The organism is Pseudomonas batumici (genome assembly GCF_000820515.1).
GTDB lineage: Bacteria > Pseudomonadota > Gammaproteobacteria > Pseudomonadales > Pseudomonadaceae > Aquipseudomonas > Aquipseudomonas batumici.
This window is the reverse complement of record NZ_JXDG01000057.1, coordinates 64,095-79,250: the sequence shown is the minus strand read 5'-3', so window position 1 is coordinate 79,250 and position 15,156 is coordinate 64,095. Positions and strand designations below refer to the sequence as shown.

Sequence of the window (15,156 nt, the reverse complement as noted above, 5' to 3'; positions counted from 1 at the left end):
CACTGGATGCGCCTTTTTTCAAGGTCGAGACTTTTTATTGCCGGCGGCAGCCCTTGGGCTGCGCGGGCAATGTTTCAAGGCATTGTTTCAAGACAATGGTTCAAAGAGCATTCGGAGCGAGTTATGGCAGGTCATTCCAAGTGGGCGAACATCAAGCACCGCAAAGAACGTCAGGATGCCAAGAAGGGCAAGATCTTCACCAAGTGGATTCGTGAGCTGACCGTCGCCGCTCGTCAGGGCGGCGGTGATCCGGGCTCCAACCCGCGCCTGCGCCTGGCGCTGGACAAGGCCCTCGGCGCCAACATGAGCCGCGATATCATCGATCGCGCGGTGGCCCGCGGTGCCGGTGCGGCCGACACCGACGACATGGTCGAGCTGAGCTACGAGGGCTACGGCCCCGGCGGCGTGGCGATCATGGTCGAATGCATGACCGATAACCGCAACCGCACCGCGGCGGCCGTGCGCCACGCGTTCAGCAAGTGTGGCGGCAACCTGGGGACCGATGGTTCCGTGGCCTACCTGTTCGAACGCAAGGGGCAACTGTCCTTCGCGCCGGGCATCGATGAAGATGCGCTGATGGAAGCGGCGATGGAAGCCGACGCCGATGACGTGGTCACCCACGAAGACGGCTCGATCGACGTGTTCACCTCGTTTGCCGGCTTCTATGCGGTACGTAACGCCCTGGATGCGGCGGGCTTCAAGGCGGCTGACGCGGAAATCGTCATGTTGCCGACCACCAGTGCCGAACTCGATCTGGAGGGCGCGGAAAAGGTGCTCAAGCTGATCGACATGCTCGAGGACCTGGACGACGTGCAGAACGTCTACTCCAATGCCGATATTCCCGAGTCGGTGGCCGAACAGCTCGGCTGACCCAAACGCAGGCGCTATGACTTTAATTCTTGGTATCGACCCCGGTTCGCGCATCACCGGCTATGGTGTGGTGCGCGATACCGGGCGCGGCTGCGTGTACGTCGCCTCGGGCTGTATCCGCACCGGCAGCGGCGAACTGCACGAGCGTTTGCAGATCGTCTACCGCAGTGTGCGCGAGGTGATCCAGACCTACGGGCCGGTGACCATGGGCATCGAAAAGGTGTTCATGGCGAAAAACGCCGATTCGGCGCTCAAGCTCGGCCAGGCGCGGGGCGCGGCCATCGTCGCCGGGGCCGAGGAAAACCTCGAGATCGCCGAGTACACCGCCACCCAGGTCAAGCAGGCCGTGGCCGGCACGGGGGGCGCCAACAAGGAGCAGGTGATGATGATGGTCATGCATTTGCTCAAGCTCACCACCAAGCCGCAAGTCGACGCCTCGGACGCCCTGGCGATCGCCCTGTGCCATGCGCATACCCGCGCAAGCCTCCTGCCCCATGGCCTGGGCGCTGCACGTAGCCGTGGTGGTCGCCTGCGTCTCTGATAGCATCATCGCCTCAAACAGTTTTGCTTGCCGATAGCGCCCCGCCGGATAAGGTAGTGCGCCATGGTTCCAAGTCGTCAGCCCCTGGTCTGGCCAGAAATAAGGATCTGATACGTGATTGGACGTTTGCGCGGCACCCTGGCTGAAAAACAGCCGCCGCACCTCATCCTTGATGTGAATGGCCTCGGCTACGAGCTGGAAGTGCCGATGACCACGCTTTACCGCCTGCCGTCGGTCGGCGAGCCGCTGACTTTGCACACGCATTTGGTCGTGCGCGAGGATGCGCAGTTACTCTATGGCTTCGTCGGCAAGCGTGAACGCGACTTTTTCCGCGAGTTGATCCGCCTCAACGGCGTCGGACCGAAGCTGGCCCTGGCGCTGATGTCGAGCCTGGAGGTCGATGAACTGGTGCGCTGCGTGCAGGCCCAGGACACTTCGGCGCTGGTGCGGGTGCCGGGCGTCGGCAAGAAGACCGCCGAGCGCCTGCTGGTGGAACTCAAGGACCGCTTCAAGGCCTGGGAAACCGTGCCGAGCATGTTTGCCCTGGTGCCCAACCAGCCGGACGGCGCACCTGCGGTGCCGGTGGCCAGCGCTGAAACCGATGCGGTCAGTGCGCTGATTTCCCTGGGCTACAAGCCCCAGGAGGCGAGCAAGGCGGTGTCGGCCATCAAAGACAAAGGCCTGAGCAGCGAAGACATGATTCGTCGCGCCCTGAAGGGAATGATCTAAGTGATTGAAGCCGACCGTTTGATTACCGCCTCCAGCGGGCGTGACCGCGAGGAAGTCCAGGATCGTGCCATCCGGCCGCTGAGCCTGGCCGAGTACATCGGCCAGCCGACGGTCAGGGAGCAGATGGAGCTGTTCATCCAGGCCGCGCGCGGGCGCGGCGAATCCCTGGATCACACGCTGATCTTCGGTCCGCCGGGCCTGGGTAAGACCACCCTGGCCAATATCATCGCCCAGGAGATGGGCGTGTCGATCAAGAGCACCTCGGGACCGGTGCTGGAGCGGGCGGGCGACCTGGCGGCGCTGCTGACCAATCTCGAGCCCCATGATGTGCTCTTCATCGATGAAATCCACCGTTTGTCGCCGATTGTCGAAGAAGTCCTGTATCCGGCGATGGAGGACTTCCAGCTCGATATCATGATCGGCGAAGGGCCGGCGGCGCGCTCGATCAAGCTCGACCTGCCACCCTTCACCCTGGTCGGCGCCACCACCCGCGCCGGCATGTTGACCAACCCGTTGCGTGACCGCTTCGGTATCGTCCAGCGTCTCGAGTTCTATAGCACCGCGGACCTGGCAACCATCGTCAGCCGTTCGGCGGGGATTCTCGGCTTGCCGCTGGACCCTGACGGCGCCTTCGAGGTCGCCCGGCGGGCGCGGGGCACGCCGCGGATCGCCAACCGCCTGTTGCGCCGGGTGCGCGACTTCGCCGAAGTACGGGCCAAGGGACATATCACCAAGCCCGTGGCGGACCTAGCCTTGAACCTGCTGGATGTCGACGAGCACGGTTTCGATCACCAGGACCGGCGCCTGCTGCTGACCATGATCGAGAAGTTCGACGGCGGCCCGGTGGGCGTGGACAGCCTGGCGGCGGCGATCAGCGAGGAACGGCACACCATCGAGGATGTGCTCGAGCCCTACCTGATCCAGCAGGGCTATATCATGCGCACCCCCCGTGGACGGGTGGTGACCCGGCATGCCTATCTGCACTTCGGTTTGAACATTCCGTCGCGCTTGGGCGAAATGCCCGTGGTAGACGAGTTTCTTGATGCGCTGGACGAGTAAAGGCAGGATCGGGGCTGATTTATTCGCGGTTTGCGTTGTCCGAAGGGCACGTGTCACGAATCTTCATGCAAAAAGTCGTCGAAGGACGAAAAACAGTTGCCTGGCCGATTGGCAACCTGAGGAGTAAGCACTAGAGTATGCGCGCGCAAAACGGGGTTCAGTCGTTCGCACATCGCTGTCGCGTTTATTACGAGGACACCGATGCCGGCGGCATCGTGTATTACGTCAATTACCTTAAGTTCATGGAGCGGGCTCGAACCGAGCGGCTACGGGAGTTGGGCTTTGCCCAATCGTCGCTGGCAGGGGAGAACCTGTTGTTCGTCGTGCATTCCAGCGAAGCGCGCTACCACGCGCCGGCGCGATTGGACGACGAGCTTTCGATCAGCGCCGAGGTGATTGAGCTGAACCGTGCAAGCCTGCGCTTCAAGCAGCAGGTCAGGCGGGCTGATGATGAAACGCTGCTCTGCGAAGGGCAGTTCCTGGTGGCCTGTGTGCGCGCCGATAGTTTAAAACCCCGGGCCATTCCAGAAGCCTTGCGTTCGGCCTTTGCCGACACAAGCGGCGCGGGTACTCACTTAGAGCAGGAGATAAAGCGTGGAAGCTAACGCCGTCGACCATTCCTCCATGTGGAGCTTGGTCAGCAATGCCAGCATCGTGGTGCAATTGGTCATGTTGATCCTGGTGGCCGCCTCGGTCACCTCGTGGATCATGATTTTTCAGCGCAGCAACCTGCTGCGCGCCGGTCGCCGCGCCCTGGAGAGCTTCGAAGAGCGCTTCTGGTCGGGCATCGACCTGTCCAAACTCTACCGTCAGGCCGGCAGCAACCCGGATCCGGATTCGGGTGTCGAGCAGATCTTCCGTGCCGGTTTCAAGGAGTTCTCCCGTCTGCGCCAGCAATCGGGCGTCGATCCGGAAGCGGTCATGGAAGGGGTGTCCCGCGCCATGCGCGTGGCCATCTCCCGTGAAGAGGAAAAGCTCGAGCAGAGCCTGCCGTTCCTGGCCACCGTCGGCTCCGTCAGCCCGTACATCGGTCTGTTCGGTACCGTCTGGGGGATCATGAACTCCTTCCGTGGCCTGGCCACCGCCCAGCAGGCAACCCTGGCCACCGTGGCCCCGGGTATTTCCGAAGCGCTGGTGGCCACCGCCATCGGCCTGTTCGCCGCCATTCCGGCCGTTGTCGCCTACAACCGTTTTGCGGCCCGTGGCGAGAACCTGATCGGCCGCTACTACACCTTCGCCGACGAGTTCCAGGCGATCCTGCACCGCAAAGTGCACACCAGCGAAGAGTGAGCAGGTAAATCCCCATGGCCCGAGTTCGCCACAAACGCAAGCCGGTCGCCGAGATGAACGTGGTGCCCTACATCGACGTGATGTTGGTGCTGCTGGTTATCTTCATGGTGACCGCGCCGATGCTCAATCAGGGCGTGAAGGTTGATCTGCCCAAGGTTTCCAGCGAAGCCTTGCCGCAGGACAACAACACCCAGGTCCTGACCATTTCGATCAAGGCTGACAAGACCTACTACTGGAACCTTGGCAGCGAAGTCGACACCGACAAACAGCAGGACAGGGCCATGACCCTGCCGCAGATGACCGACGCGGTGACCAAGATCATTCGCGCCGGCAACGAAGGCGGCAAGCATACCCAGGTGTTCATTCGCGGTGACAAGACCGTCGACTATGGGGCCGTCATGGGTGCCATGGGCGGTCTGCAGAAGGCCGGCGTCGGTAATGTTGGCTTGATTACCGAGGCTCCCTGATGCACCAACAGCGAGAGCCGTCCGCTTCGGAAAGCTACTTCTGGCCCAGCGTCTGGGCGATTGGCCTGCATATCCTGATTTTCGGCATGCTGTTTGTCAGCTTTGCCCTGACTCCGGAACTGCCGCCGGCCAAGCCCATTGTCCAGGCGACCCTGTATCAGCTGAAATCGAAAAGTCAGGCGACCACCCAGACCAATCAGAAGATTGCGGGTGAGGCGAAGAAATCCGCCGCGCGCCAGACCGAAGTCGAGCAGATGGAGCAGAAGAAGGTCGAGCAGGAAGCGGTGAAGGCTGCGGAACAAAAGAAAGAGGAAGCGGCTCAAAAGGCCGACGAAGCCAAGAAGGCTGACGAAGCCAAGAAAGCGGACGAGGCGAAAAAGGCCGAAGAGGCCAAGAAAGCCGACGACGCGAAGAAGGCGGCCGAGGCGAAAAAGGAATTGGCCGATATAGCCAAGAAAAAAGCCGAAGACGAAGCCAAGAAGGCCGCGGAAGAAGAGGCCAAGAAGGCAGCTGACGAGGCGAAGAAAAAGATCGTCGAAGACGCCAAGAAGAAAGCGGCCGAGGACGCCAAGAAGAAAGCCGAGGCTGAAGAGGCGAAGAAGAAAGTCGCTGAAGAGGCGAAGAAGAAAGCCGCTGCCGATGCTGCGAAGAAGAAATCGCAGGATGCGGCGCGTAAAGCTGCCGAAGACAAGAAGGCGCAGGCCCTGGCAGATTTGCTTTCCGACACGCCGCAGCGCCAGCAGGCCCTGGCCGATGAGCAGGGCGATGAAACCGCTGGCAGTTTCGACGATCTGATTCGTGCGCGGGCGGCAGAAGGTTGGGCTCGTCCTCCTTCGGCACGCAAAGGCATGACAGTGGTGCTGCAAATCGGCATGTTGCCGGACGGTACCGTGACCACGGTCTCGGTGGCCAAGTCCAGTGGCGACGGCCCGTTTGACGCCTCGGCGGTAGCAGCGGTCAAAAATATTGGTCGTTTGACGGAAATGCAGGGAATGAAACCGAGCGACTTTGCTCCCTATCGTTCCTTCAAGATGACATTCACACCTGAGGATCTAGCCTTGTGAGAAACCTTCTTCGAACAATGCTTGTCGTGATCTGCTGCCTGGCAGGGATGGCGATGGCAGATGAAAAGAACATTCTGGTCACCAGCGGCAGCGACCGGGCCACGCCCATCGCGGTCGTTCCCTTCGGCTGGCAGGGCGGTAGCGTCCTGCCGGACGACATGGCCCAGATCATCGGCGACGACCTGCGTAACTCCGGTTACTACTCGCCGATTCCGAAGCAGAACATGATCAGCCTGCCCACCCAGGCCAGCGAAGTCATCTACCGTGACTGGAAGGCCCTGGGCGCCCAGTACATCATGGTCGGCAGCATCGTTCCGGCAGGCGGTCGCCTGCAGGTGCAGTACGCGCTGTTCAACGTCGCCACCGAGCAGCAGGTGCTGACCGGCAGCGTGTCGGGTACGGCCGAGCAGTTGCGCGACATGTCGCACTACATCTCCGACCAGTCGTTTGAAAAGCTCACCGGCATCAAGGGTGCGTTCTCCACGCGCATGCTCTATGTCACGGCTGAACGCTTCTCGGTGAACAACACCCGCTACACCCTGCAGCGCTCGGACTATGACGGTGCCCGCGCCGTGACCCTGCTGCAATCGCGCGAGCCGATCCTGTCGCCGCGTTTCGCTCCGGATGGCAAGCGTATCGCCTATGTGTCGTTCGAACAGAAGCGTCCGCGCATCTTCGTCCAGCACATCGACACTGGCCGCCGTGAGCAGATCACCAACTTCGAAGGCCTCAACGGTGCACCGGCCTGGTCGCCGGATGGCTCGCGCCTGGCGTTCGTGCTGTCCAAGGACGGCAACCCGGACATCTACGTGATGAACATGGCCTCGCGCCAGATGAGTCGCGTCACCAGCGGCCAGGGCATCAACACCGAACCGTTCTGGGGCAAGGATGGCTCGACCATCTACTTCACCTCCGATCGCGGCGGCAAGCCACAGATCTACAAGACCAACGTCAATGGCGGCGGTGCCGAGCGCGTGACCTTCATCGGTAACTACAACGCCAACCCGAAACTGTCGGCGGATGAAAAAACACTGGTGATGATCCACCGTCAGGATGGCTTTACCAATTTCCGTGTGGCGGCTCAGGATTTGCAACGCGGCAGTGTAAAGATACTGACAGACACCAACCTTGATGAGTCAGCCACTGTCGCGCCTAACGGCACCATGGTAATCTACGCCACCGCCCAGCAGGGCCGGGGAGTCTTGATGCTCGTGTCCATCAACGGACGCGTAAGGCTCCCGCTTCCTACCGCTCAAGGCGAAGTCAGAGAACCTTCCTGGTCCCCTTACCTGAACTGACGCGGCGCTTTAAAGATTTTGCTTAACACACTGGGGTTCATTAGGAGTTTTACGATGGAAATGCTGAAGTTTGGTAAATTTGCTGCGCTGGCTCTGGCCATGGCTGTAGCTGTAGGTTGCTCGTCCAAAGGCGGCGACAATGCCGGTCAAGGCGCTGTAGACCCAAACGCTGGTTACGGTGCTAACACCGGTGCAGTTGACGGCTCCCTGAGCGAAGAAGCTGCTCTGCGCGCAATCACCACTTTCTACTTCGAATACGACAGCTCGGACCTGAAGCCAGAAGCCATGCGCTCCCTGGACGTTCACGCCAAGGACCTGAAAGCTAACGGCGCTCACGTCGTTCTGGAAGGTAACACTGACGAACGTGGTACTCGCGAGTACAACATGGCACTGGGCGAGCGTCGTGCGAAAGCCGTTCAACGCTACCTGGTACTGCAAGGTGTTGCCCCAGCTCAGCTGGAACTGGTTTCCTACGGTAAAGAGCGTCCAGTTGCCACTGGCCACGACGAGCAGTCCTGGGCTCAAAACCGTCGCGTCGAACTGCGTAAGTAATTCGTCATGCGAACGTGCCGTCGTGCTGTAACTGTTTTGGCTCTCAGCCTGATGCCGCTTGCGGCGTGGGCTGCGGTTCCTGTGGTCGATGACAACTCCGGCTATAACAATAGCGGTGGAAGTTATCCGCCAGCGGGTTACGGTACGAACGGCGCCTATGCCGGGGGAGGGGTTTCGGCCCCTGTCTCGGCACAGGGCGAACTGTTCAATCAATTGCAACGCATGCAGGAACAACTCTCGCAGCAACAAGGCGTGATCGAAGTTCTGCAAAACGATATTGCGCGCATGAAGCAGGAAAACCTGGAGCGATACCAGGATCTTGATCGGCGCATAGGCAGTGGCGGCGCTCCGGCGGCTGCGGCTCCTGAAAATTCTTCTGCCGGTGGCAATGCGAATGCCGCCGCCGGTGCTGCAGCTGGTGCATCGGCTGCCCAGGCCCCCGCGGCCAGCAGCGAGCCGGGTGATCCGGCCAAGGAAAAGCTCTACTACGACGCTGCCTTCGACCTGATCAAGGCCAAGGACTTCGACAAGGCCAGCCAGGCCTTCAGCGCTTTCCTGCGTAAGTACCCCAATAGCCAGTACGCCGGTAACGCGCAGTACTGGCTGGGCGAAGTGAACCTGGCCAAGGGCGACCTGCAAGGCGCCGGCCAGGCGTTTGCCAAGGTCAGCCAGCTGTACCCCAAGCACGCCAAGGTGCCGGACTCGCTGTACAAGTTGGCGGACGTCGAGCGTCGCCTGGGCCATACCGACAAGGTCAAGGGCATTCTGCAGCAGGTGGTTTCCCAGTATCCGGGGACTTCCGCGGCTCAGTTGGCACAGCGCGATCTGCAGCGTATGTGAGGGTTTGACGCCCGGCTTGAAGAAACCCGCGCTTGTCGCGGGTTTTTTCGTTAGAATTCATCCCCCTTTTTTATGAAACACGCTGTTCTGGACTGTGCGATCGCAGGTTCATTGCAGTGCCTGACTGAGGCGGACGGCCTGTTTAGCTGTTACGCCCGTGGCGACTATGCAAGACACATTGAGAATCACCGAAGTTTTTTACTCTTTGCAGGGTGAAACGCGAACGGCTGGCCTGCCCACCGTTTTCGTGCGCCTGACCGGCTGCCCTCTGCGCTGCCAGTACTGCGACAGTGCCTATGCCTTCAGCGGCGGCACGCTCATGACCCTGGACAGCCTCCTGGAGCAGGTGGCCGGTTACCGTCCGCGCTATGTCTGTGTGACGGGCGGCGAACCGCTGGCCCAGCCCAATGCCATTCCCTTGCTCAAGCAGCTCTGTGATGCCGGTTACAGCGTGTCCCTGGAAACCAGTGGCGCGCTGGATATCTCGGCGGTGGACACGCGGGTCAGCCGCGTGCTCGACCTGAAGACCCCGGGCTCGAAGGAATCGCACCGCAACCGCTACGAGAACATCGAGTTGCTGACCCCCAACGATCAGGTCAAGTTTGTGATCTGCTCGCGGGAGGACTATGACTGGGCGGTGTCCAAGCTGATTCAGTACGGCCTGGATAAACGTGCCGGCGAAGTCCTGTTCTCGCCGAGCCACCACGACTTGCCGGCCCGTGAGCTGGCCGACTGGATCGTGGCGGACAACCTGCCGGTGCGCCTGCAGATGCAGTTGCACAAATATCTATGGAATGACGAGCCGGGGCGCTGATATGACCACTCAAGCGAGCACTGAAAAGAAAGCGGTAATCCTTCTCTCCGGCGGCCTGGACTCGGCCACCGTGGTGGCCATGGCACGTGCCCAGGGCTACAGCTGCTACACCATGAGTTTCGACTATGGTCAGCGTCACCGTGCCGAACTGCAGGCCGCCGAGCGGGTGGCGCGTGACCTCGGGGTGATCGAGCACAAGGTGATTGGCCTGAACCTCAACGGCATCGGTGGCTCGGCCTTGACCGACAGCAGCATCGATGTGCCCGAGGCTCCGAGCGAAGGAATTCCGGTGACCTACGTACCGGCGCGCAATACGGTGTTCCTGTCGCTGGCCTTGGGCTGGGCCGAGGTGCTCGGCGCCCGGGATATCTTTATCGGCGTCAACGCGGTGGACTACTCCGGTTATCCGGACTGCCGTCCCGAGTTTGTCGAGGCCTTCGAAACCCTGGCCAATCTCGCGACCAAGGCCGGTGTCGAGGGCGAGGGTTTCCGTATCCAGGCGCCGCTGCAGAACCTGAGCAAGGCCGATATCGTCCAGGCCGGGGTCAAGCTGGGGGTCGACTATTCGCTGACCGTATCCTGCTATCAAGCGGATGCTAACGGCTTTGCATGTGGGAAATGTGACAGCTGCCGACTGCGTGCCGAAGGCTTCGCAGCGGCCGGAATCAGTGATCCGACACGTTATTTTTGATTTTTTTCATTTAAGGTGTTGAATTCCCGTTAGAAATCAGTATTATACGCGCCACCACACAGCGGGTCGTTAGCTCAGTTGGTAGAGCAGTTGGCTTTTAACCAATTGGTCGTAGGTTCGAATCCCACACGACCCACCATATTTGTTGTAGAAGAAAATCCGGAACGCCCACGAAAGTGAGGAATTCCGGATTTTTTTTTGCCTGCCAGAAAATCGTTGTTTTCTGATATGGGACTGAACTAGTTTTAAGTCCCTACGTATCAAGGACCGACGTAATGAACAGATGGCTTCAGCGGACAGGCGGGGTGGTCGGTTTCATACTTGCAGCTTGGCTTGTCTCCACTGTCGCACCAGCCTCTGTGCAACCTGATGACGCTGTTGTTGACGTCCGGCCGGAACCTGGCCGCTTTCTCTTCTGGACGCCCGCGGAGCAAAAATTCGGCTACCGCAATATGGAGCGCATTTTCCCGACGCGCGTTGTTTCGCGTGGCAGCGCCGCTATTGCAGAGCTGCCGCGCGCCAAGGGCGAGCTGCCCTTGAACTTCGTACACAATGGCCAACCCGTGGATACCGACGCCTTTATGCGTGACACCAACGTGGAGGGGCTGTTGGTGATGGTTCACGGGCGTGTAGTGCTTGAGCGTTATGGCGCGGACCTGACGGCGAATGAGCGCTGGACTTCCTGGTCCGTGGCCAAGTCGATCACCTCCACCCTGGTGGGCGCCGCCATCCAGGATGGCTTCATTCACAGTATCGAAGACCCTGTTACGCGCTATTTGCCTGAGTTGTCCGGCAGTGCTTACGACGCTGTGACACTCCGTCAATTGCTGACCATGACCTCGGGTGTGCGCTGGAGCGAGGACTATCGTGACCCGCACTCCGATGTGAACCAGTTCGCGCACTTGTCGGAGCATTCGGGCCATTCGGTCCTGGGTTACATGGCCGGACTCAAGCGCGAGGCGCAGCCGGGGACGCGATTCGTCTACAAGACCGGCGAGACCGATCTGATCGGGCTGCTGGTCAGTCGTGCAACCCATAAGGGGCTTGCAGACTATCTCTCGGAGAAAATCTGGTCGCACGCGGGGATGGCCCGTGATGCGGTCTGGGCGTTGGATGCAAGCGGCAGCGAGCTGTCCGGTTGCTGCCTGAGCATGACGCTTGAGGACTATGCTCGCTTTGGCCTGTTCTTCATGGATGGCGGCCACGCGGGAGGCCAGCAGGTCTTGCCGGCGAACTGGGTGAGTGAAGCGACCCATTGGGCTGTTCGGGGTGATACGGCGAATCTTGGCTATGGCTTCCAGTGGTGGGTCGGCGAAGACCGAACTTACCAGGCGCTCGGTATCTTCGGTCAGGCCATGTACTTCGACCCCCGCCATGAGTTGCTGGTGGTGGTCCTCGGCTCGTGGCCCAGTGCCTCGGACAAGGGGCGCTTTGCAGAGCGCCAGGCGTTCTTTGAAGCGGTCAGCAAAGCGGTCTCTTCAGCGCCGCCCGGGTAAGCATTGCTTCGTGATCGTTGCCAGTGCCTGCGCCGAAGACATGAGAGTGGTGGCTATAGGCTCTAAAGAAAAGCACGCCTGCGCCGACAATTGTATTGGCTACATCTTCATTTTTGGTCGGCTACTTGAAAGGGACGAGCGCTGCACGCCTTCACTGCGCAGACAGAGAGGAGAGGCCTCGCGATGACAAGAAAACTCCTGGCTACCCTGCGGACCCTCATGTCCGTACCCCATGACAATCCCAAGCTGCTCCGGGCTCAGTACGTTGCCTTGTCTCGTCAGCTGCCGCTGATGTACCTGGTCTTGCTGCTGAATATGTGGGCCTTGGCCGCCACTCACCTGCCCACCGCGCCCTTGTGGCTGACATGCGCCATCCCGCTGGGCATGACGGTGATCTGCGTGGTGCGCGCCTGCGTCTGGTTGCGTAGCTCCAGGTACCTGCCTGCCGATACGCGGATCCTGGCCTCCCTGCGGCGAACCAATCAGTTGGTGCCCATCATTGCCGGCGCCTTCACCTCCTGGTCCCTGGCCCTGTATCCCTACGGCGATGCCTATTCGCAGTCCCAGGTGGCCTTTTTCATGGGGATTACGGTGATCGTCTGCATTTTTTGCATGATGCACCTGCGGCCCGCGGCGCTGATCGCCACGCTCGTGGTCAACGTCGCGTTCGTGATTTTCTTCGCCTCCACCCACAACCCGGCCTTCATTGCCACGGCGGTGAATATCCTGCTGGTGTCGCTGGCCATGTTGGTCATCCTGCAACATCACTACCGCGACTTCACCCGTCTGGTGAATGTGCAGGCGCGGACCGAACAGCTGAGCAACGAGAACCTGCAACTGGCCAATCAGGACAGCCTGACCGGGCTGCCCAACCGGCGACAGTTCTTCACCACCCTGGAGAGCGCCATGCGGCAGGCAATCGCCGGGGAAAAGCGCCTTGCAGTGGGGATCCTCGATCTCGACGGGTTCAAGCCGGTCAACGATCTGTACGGCCACGGCGTCGGCGACAAGATTCTGATCATGGTCGGTCAGCGTCTGCTGGAGTTGGTCGGTAGGACGGTGCATGTGGCGCGGCTGGGTGGGGATGAGTTCGCCCTGGTGCTCGAAGGCGATCTCAGCGACGAGGATTTGCACACTTTCGGCAAGACCGTGTGCGAGCAGTTGCGCGTCGAGTTCCTGCTGGTGGATGTGCCGATCCAGATCGGCGCCACCCTGGGCATGGCCACGTTTCCCCAAGGCGCCACCAGTGCCATGCAGCTTTTCGAATACGCGGACTATGCGCTTTACCAAGGCAAGCGCCATAACCCGGGGTCGATGTGCCTGTTTTCGAGCGGCCATCGCGAGCAGTTGCATCGCGACGCCATCACCGAGCAGGCGTTGCGCAGGGCGGTGCTGGACAAGGAGTTTTTCGTGCTGTTCCAGCCGATTCTCGACAGCGGCAGTCGAGAGACGGTCGCCTTCGAGGCATTGGCCCGCTGGGACAGCCCGGAGCTGGGCCTGGTTTCCCCGGGGCAGTTCATTCCGATTGCCGAGCGTATCGGTCTGATCGGTCGCCTCACGTTGCCTTTGTTGAGGCAGGCGCTGGGTATGGCGCGGCTCTGGCCGGAAGGCATGCGGCTTTCATTCAATCTGTCGGTCCATGACTGCGGCTCCGCCGATAGCGTGCAGTCGATCATCGATGTGATCAGGGTCAGCGGCTTCAACCCGGCGTATCTGGACCTGGAAATTACCGAAACCGTCGTGATGCAGGACATCTCCCAGGTGCAATGGGCGATCGGACAGTTTCGCAGGCTGGGCTGCGGTATCTCGCTGGACGATTTCGGTACGGGCTATTCAAGCCTGAGCCAGTTGCATGCCCTGGCGCTGACGAAACTCAAGATCGATCGCAGCTTTATCACCGACATTCATCTCAACCCCGCGAGCTACAAGATCGTCAAGTCGCTGGTGACCCTGAGCCTCGACATGGAGCTGGAGTGCGTGGTCGAGGGGGTCGAGACCCAGGAGGAGCTCAATGCCTTGCGTAGCCTGGGGGCTATGCAGGTGCAGGGCTTTTTCTTCAGCCGTCCCGTGGCTTTCGCCGACACCCTGGCCTGGTTGGCGCAGACCGAGGCGCGGAGAGGGCAATGGGAGGCCGGGGAGATGTTGAGTCGAGCGTGACCCGATCACGCGCCCATGGGGGGCCTCAGGGCTGGTCTACGGACCTTTCGACCTGTCCCGAGTTCGACGCCTGGGCTCTTGAAAGGGTTTTGGCGGCTTCCTGGGCGTTGACGATCGCCTTGGCATCTTCACGCTCCAGAAAGCGTGCCATGGACTCGTCACGCCGGGCTTGCATGCGGGCGATGACCCGGCCCCCACCGCCTTCGGCGAGGGTGGTTACGGGTACGCTCAACAGGGTGAGGCTCAACAACAGGTTGAAGGGCTTCATGATCAACGTAGCCAGATCTCGCTCACTGAATGATCCGCCGCCTTGCGCAGTACGAGGTCCGCACGCTCACGGGTCGGCAGGATGTTTTCCAACAGGTTGACCCGGTTGATATCCCGCCAGATCTGGCGCGCGGCTTCGGGCGCCTCTTCGGGCGTCAGGTCGGCGAGTTTGCGGAAGTACGCCCCGCGTGCGCGGAACGAGGTTTTCTGCAGCATGAGAAAGCGTGCCACGTACCACTGCTCGATGTCTTGTTCATCGGCATCCAGGTACACCGAAAAATCGAAGAAGTCGGAGACGATGGTGGAGGGCTTCTGCCCGTCGACGCCATCGGTCTGCAGGACGTTGAGGCCTTCGAAGATCAGGATATCCGGCTGGTCGATCAGTTGGTACTGGTCGGGCACGATGTCGTAGCTGACGTGGGAGTAGATCGGCGCCTTGATGTTGCGCTCGCCGGCCTTCACGGCGGCGAGGAACTTGACCATGTGCTTGCGATCGTAGCTCTCCGGAAAGCCCTTGCGGTGCATGATGCCATCGGCCACCAGCTTGCTGTTGGGGTAGAGGAAGCCGTCGGTGGTGACCAGGGCGACGTTCGGGTGATCCGGCCAGCGCGCCATCACGGCCTGCAGGACGCGGGCGAAGGTACTCTTGCCGACGGCGACGCTGCCGGCGATGGCCACGATGTAAGGGCCCCGGTGGGTCGGGCGCCCCAGGAAGGTATCGCGGATGCCCGTCAGTTGGCGGGCGGCGCCGATGTGCAGGTTGATCAGCCGCGACAGCGGCAGGTAGACGTTGGCGACATCTTCCAGGGAGACGTCTTCGTTCACGCCGCGTAATGCCGACAGATCGTCTTCCGAGAGGGTCAGAGGCGTGCTGGCACGCAGTTCTGCCCACTCGTTGCGGGTCATTACGAGGTAGTCATCGGATATCATCGGTTGCCGTCCAGGCCTCTTCAATGGGTCGATTATCCAACGCTTTGCCCCCACTTGTCCGAAGATCAGAATAATCTTTTGAATTCATTGG

The 15,156-nt window shown here is 60.7% G+C and carries 17 protein-coding genes and 1 tRNA gene; 16 read left to right on the top strand and 2 right to left on the bottom strand.

Annotated features, from left to right (window positions below):
• Positions 1 to 123 precede the first annotated feature (123 nt).
• From UCMB321_RS21455 to UCMB321_RS21380, 16 genes are all read left to right on the top strand, one after another.
• Positions 124 to 870, top strand: coding sequence for a YebC/PmpR family DNA-binding transcriptional regulator (locus UCMB321_RS21455; RefSeq protein ID WP_040070479.1), 747 nt, complete (start codon positions 124 to 126; stop codon positions 868 to 870).
• 16 nt (positions 871 to 886) lie between these two features.
• Positions 887 to 1,411 (top strand): crossover junction endodeoxyribonuclease RuvC, encoded by a 525-nt coding sequence (gene ruvC, locus UCMB321_RS21450; protein WP_040070478.1) that lies wholly within the window; start codon positions 887 to 889, stop codon positions 1,409 to 1,411.
• A gap of 114 nt (positions 1,412 to 1,525) precedes the next feature.
• Positions 1,526 to 2,140: a Holliday junction branch migration protein RuvA gene (gene ruvA, locus UCMB321_RS21445; RefSeq protein WP_040070476.1), complete on the top strand. Its 615-nt coding sequence runs from the start codon at positions 1,526 to 1,528 to the stop codon at positions 2,138 to 2,140.
• Positions 2,141 to 3,199 (top strand): Holliday junction branch migration DNA helicase RuvB, encoded by a 1,059-nt coding sequence (gene ruvB, locus UCMB321_RS21440; RefSeq protein WP_040070475.1) that lies wholly within the window; start codon positions 2,141 to 2,143, stop codon positions 3,197 to 3,199.
• A gap of 137 nt (positions 3,200 to 3,336) precedes the next feature.
• Positions 3,337 to 3,804 (top strand): tol-pal system-associated acyl-CoA thioesterase, encoded by a 468-nt coding sequence (ybgC, locus tag UCMB321_RS21435; RefSeq protein ID WP_040070474.1) that lies wholly within the window; start codon positions 3,337 to 3,339, stop codon positions 3,802 to 3,804.
• Positions 3,794 to 4,489 carry a protein TolQ gene (gene tolQ / locus UCMB321_RS21430; RefSeq protein WP_040070473.1) on the top strand — a complete coding sequence of 232 codons (696 nt, stop codon included), beginning with the start codon at positions 3,794 to 3,796 and terminating at the stop codon, positions 4,487 to 4,489. The genes ybgC and tolQ overlap by 11 nt, the downstream gene beginning before the upstream one ends.
• A gap of 14 nt (positions 4,490 to 4,503) precedes the next feature.
• Positions 4,504 to 4,956, top strand: coding sequence for a protein TolR (tolR, locus tag UCMB321_RS21425; RefSeq protein ID WP_040070472.1), 453 nt, complete (start codon positions 4,504 to 4,506; stop codon positions 4,954 to 4,956).
• A complete protein-coding gene (gene tolA, locus UCMB321_RS21420; RefSeq protein WP_040070471.1) occupies positions 4,956 to 6,020 on the top strand; it encodes a cell envelope integrity protein TolA in 1,065 nt (354 codons plus the stop codon). Before tolR ends, tolA begins: the two co-directional genes overlap by 1 nt.
• 47 nt (positions 6,021 to 6,067) lie before the next feature.
• Positions 6,068 to 7,318, top strand: coding sequence for a Tol-Pal system beta propeller repeat protein TolB (tolB, locus tag UCMB321_RS21415; protein ID WP_425338595.1), 1,251 nt, complete (start codon positions 6,068 to 6,070; stop codon positions 7,316 to 7,318).
• A 54-nt stretch (positions 7,319 to 7,372) separates the two neighbouring features.
• Positions 7,373 to 7,870: a peptidoglycan-associated lipoprotein Pal gene (gene pal / locus UCMB321_RS21410; RefSeq protein ID WP_040070467.1), complete on the top strand. Its 498-nt coding sequence runs from the start codon at positions 7,373 to 7,375 to the stop codon at positions 7,868 to 7,870.
• 6 nt (positions 7,871 to 7,876) lie between these two features.
• Positions 7,877 to 8,710, top strand: coding sequence for a tol-pal system protein YbgF (gene ybgF / locus UCMB321_RS21405; RefSeq protein ID WP_040070466.1), 834 nt, complete (start codon positions 7,877 to 7,879; stop codon positions 8,708 to 8,710).
• Between the two features lie 166 nt (positions 8,711 to 8,876).
• Positions 8,877 to 9,524: a 7-carboxy-7-deazaguanine synthase QueE gene (gene queE / locus UCMB321_RS21400; RefSeq protein WP_040070465.1), complete on the top strand. Its 648-nt coding sequence runs from the start codon at positions 8,877 to 8,879 to the stop codon at positions 9,522 to 9,524.
• A 1-nt stretch (position 9,525) separates the two neighbouring features.
• Positions 9,526 to 10,215 carry a 7-cyano-7-deazaguanine synthase QueC gene (gene queC / locus UCMB321_RS21395; RefSeq protein WP_040070464.1) on the top strand — a complete coding sequence of 230 codons (690 nt, stop codon included), beginning with the start codon at positions 9,526 to 9,528 and terminating at the stop codon, positions 10,213 to 10,215.
• Positions 10,216 to 10,278: 63 nt separating this feature from the next.
• A tRNA-Lys gene (locus tag UCMB321_RS21390) sits at positions 10,279 to 10,354 on the top strand.
• 136 nt (positions 10,355 to 10,490) lie between these two features.
• On the top strand, positions 10,491 to 11,711 hold the full coding sequence (locus UCMB321_RS21385; protein WP_084615124.1) for a serine hydrolase domain-containing protein: 1,221 nt from the start codon (positions 10,491 to 10,493) through the stop codon (positions 11,709 to 11,711).
• A gap of 183 nt (positions 11,712 to 11,894) precedes the next feature.
• A complete protein-coding gene (locus UCMB321_RS21380) occupies positions 11,895 to 13,868 on the top strand; it encodes a putative bifunctional diguanylate cyclase/phosphodiesterase (RefSeq protein WP_052451331.1) in 1,974 nt (657 codons plus the stop codon).
• 25 nt (positions 13,869 to 13,893) lie between these two features.
• Here the strand turns inward: UCMB321_RS21380 and UCMB321_RS21375 are convergent, their stop codons facing one another.
• Complete coding sequence (locus tag UCMB321_RS21375) at positions 13,894 to 14,136, bottom strand: co-regulatory protein PtrA N-terminal domain-containing protein (RefSeq protein ID WP_040070463.1); 243 nt, start codon at positions 14,134 to 14,136, stop codon at positions 13,894 to 13,896.
• 2 nt (positions 14,137 to 14,138) lie between these two features.
• Positions 14,139 to 15,041, bottom strand: coding sequence for a type I pantothenate kinase (gene coaA, locus UCMB321_RS21370; protein WP_245220836.1), 903 nt, complete (start codon positions 15,039 to 15,041; stop codon positions 14,139 to 14,141).
• Between the last annotated feature and the right edge of the window lie 115 nt (positions 15,042 to 15,156).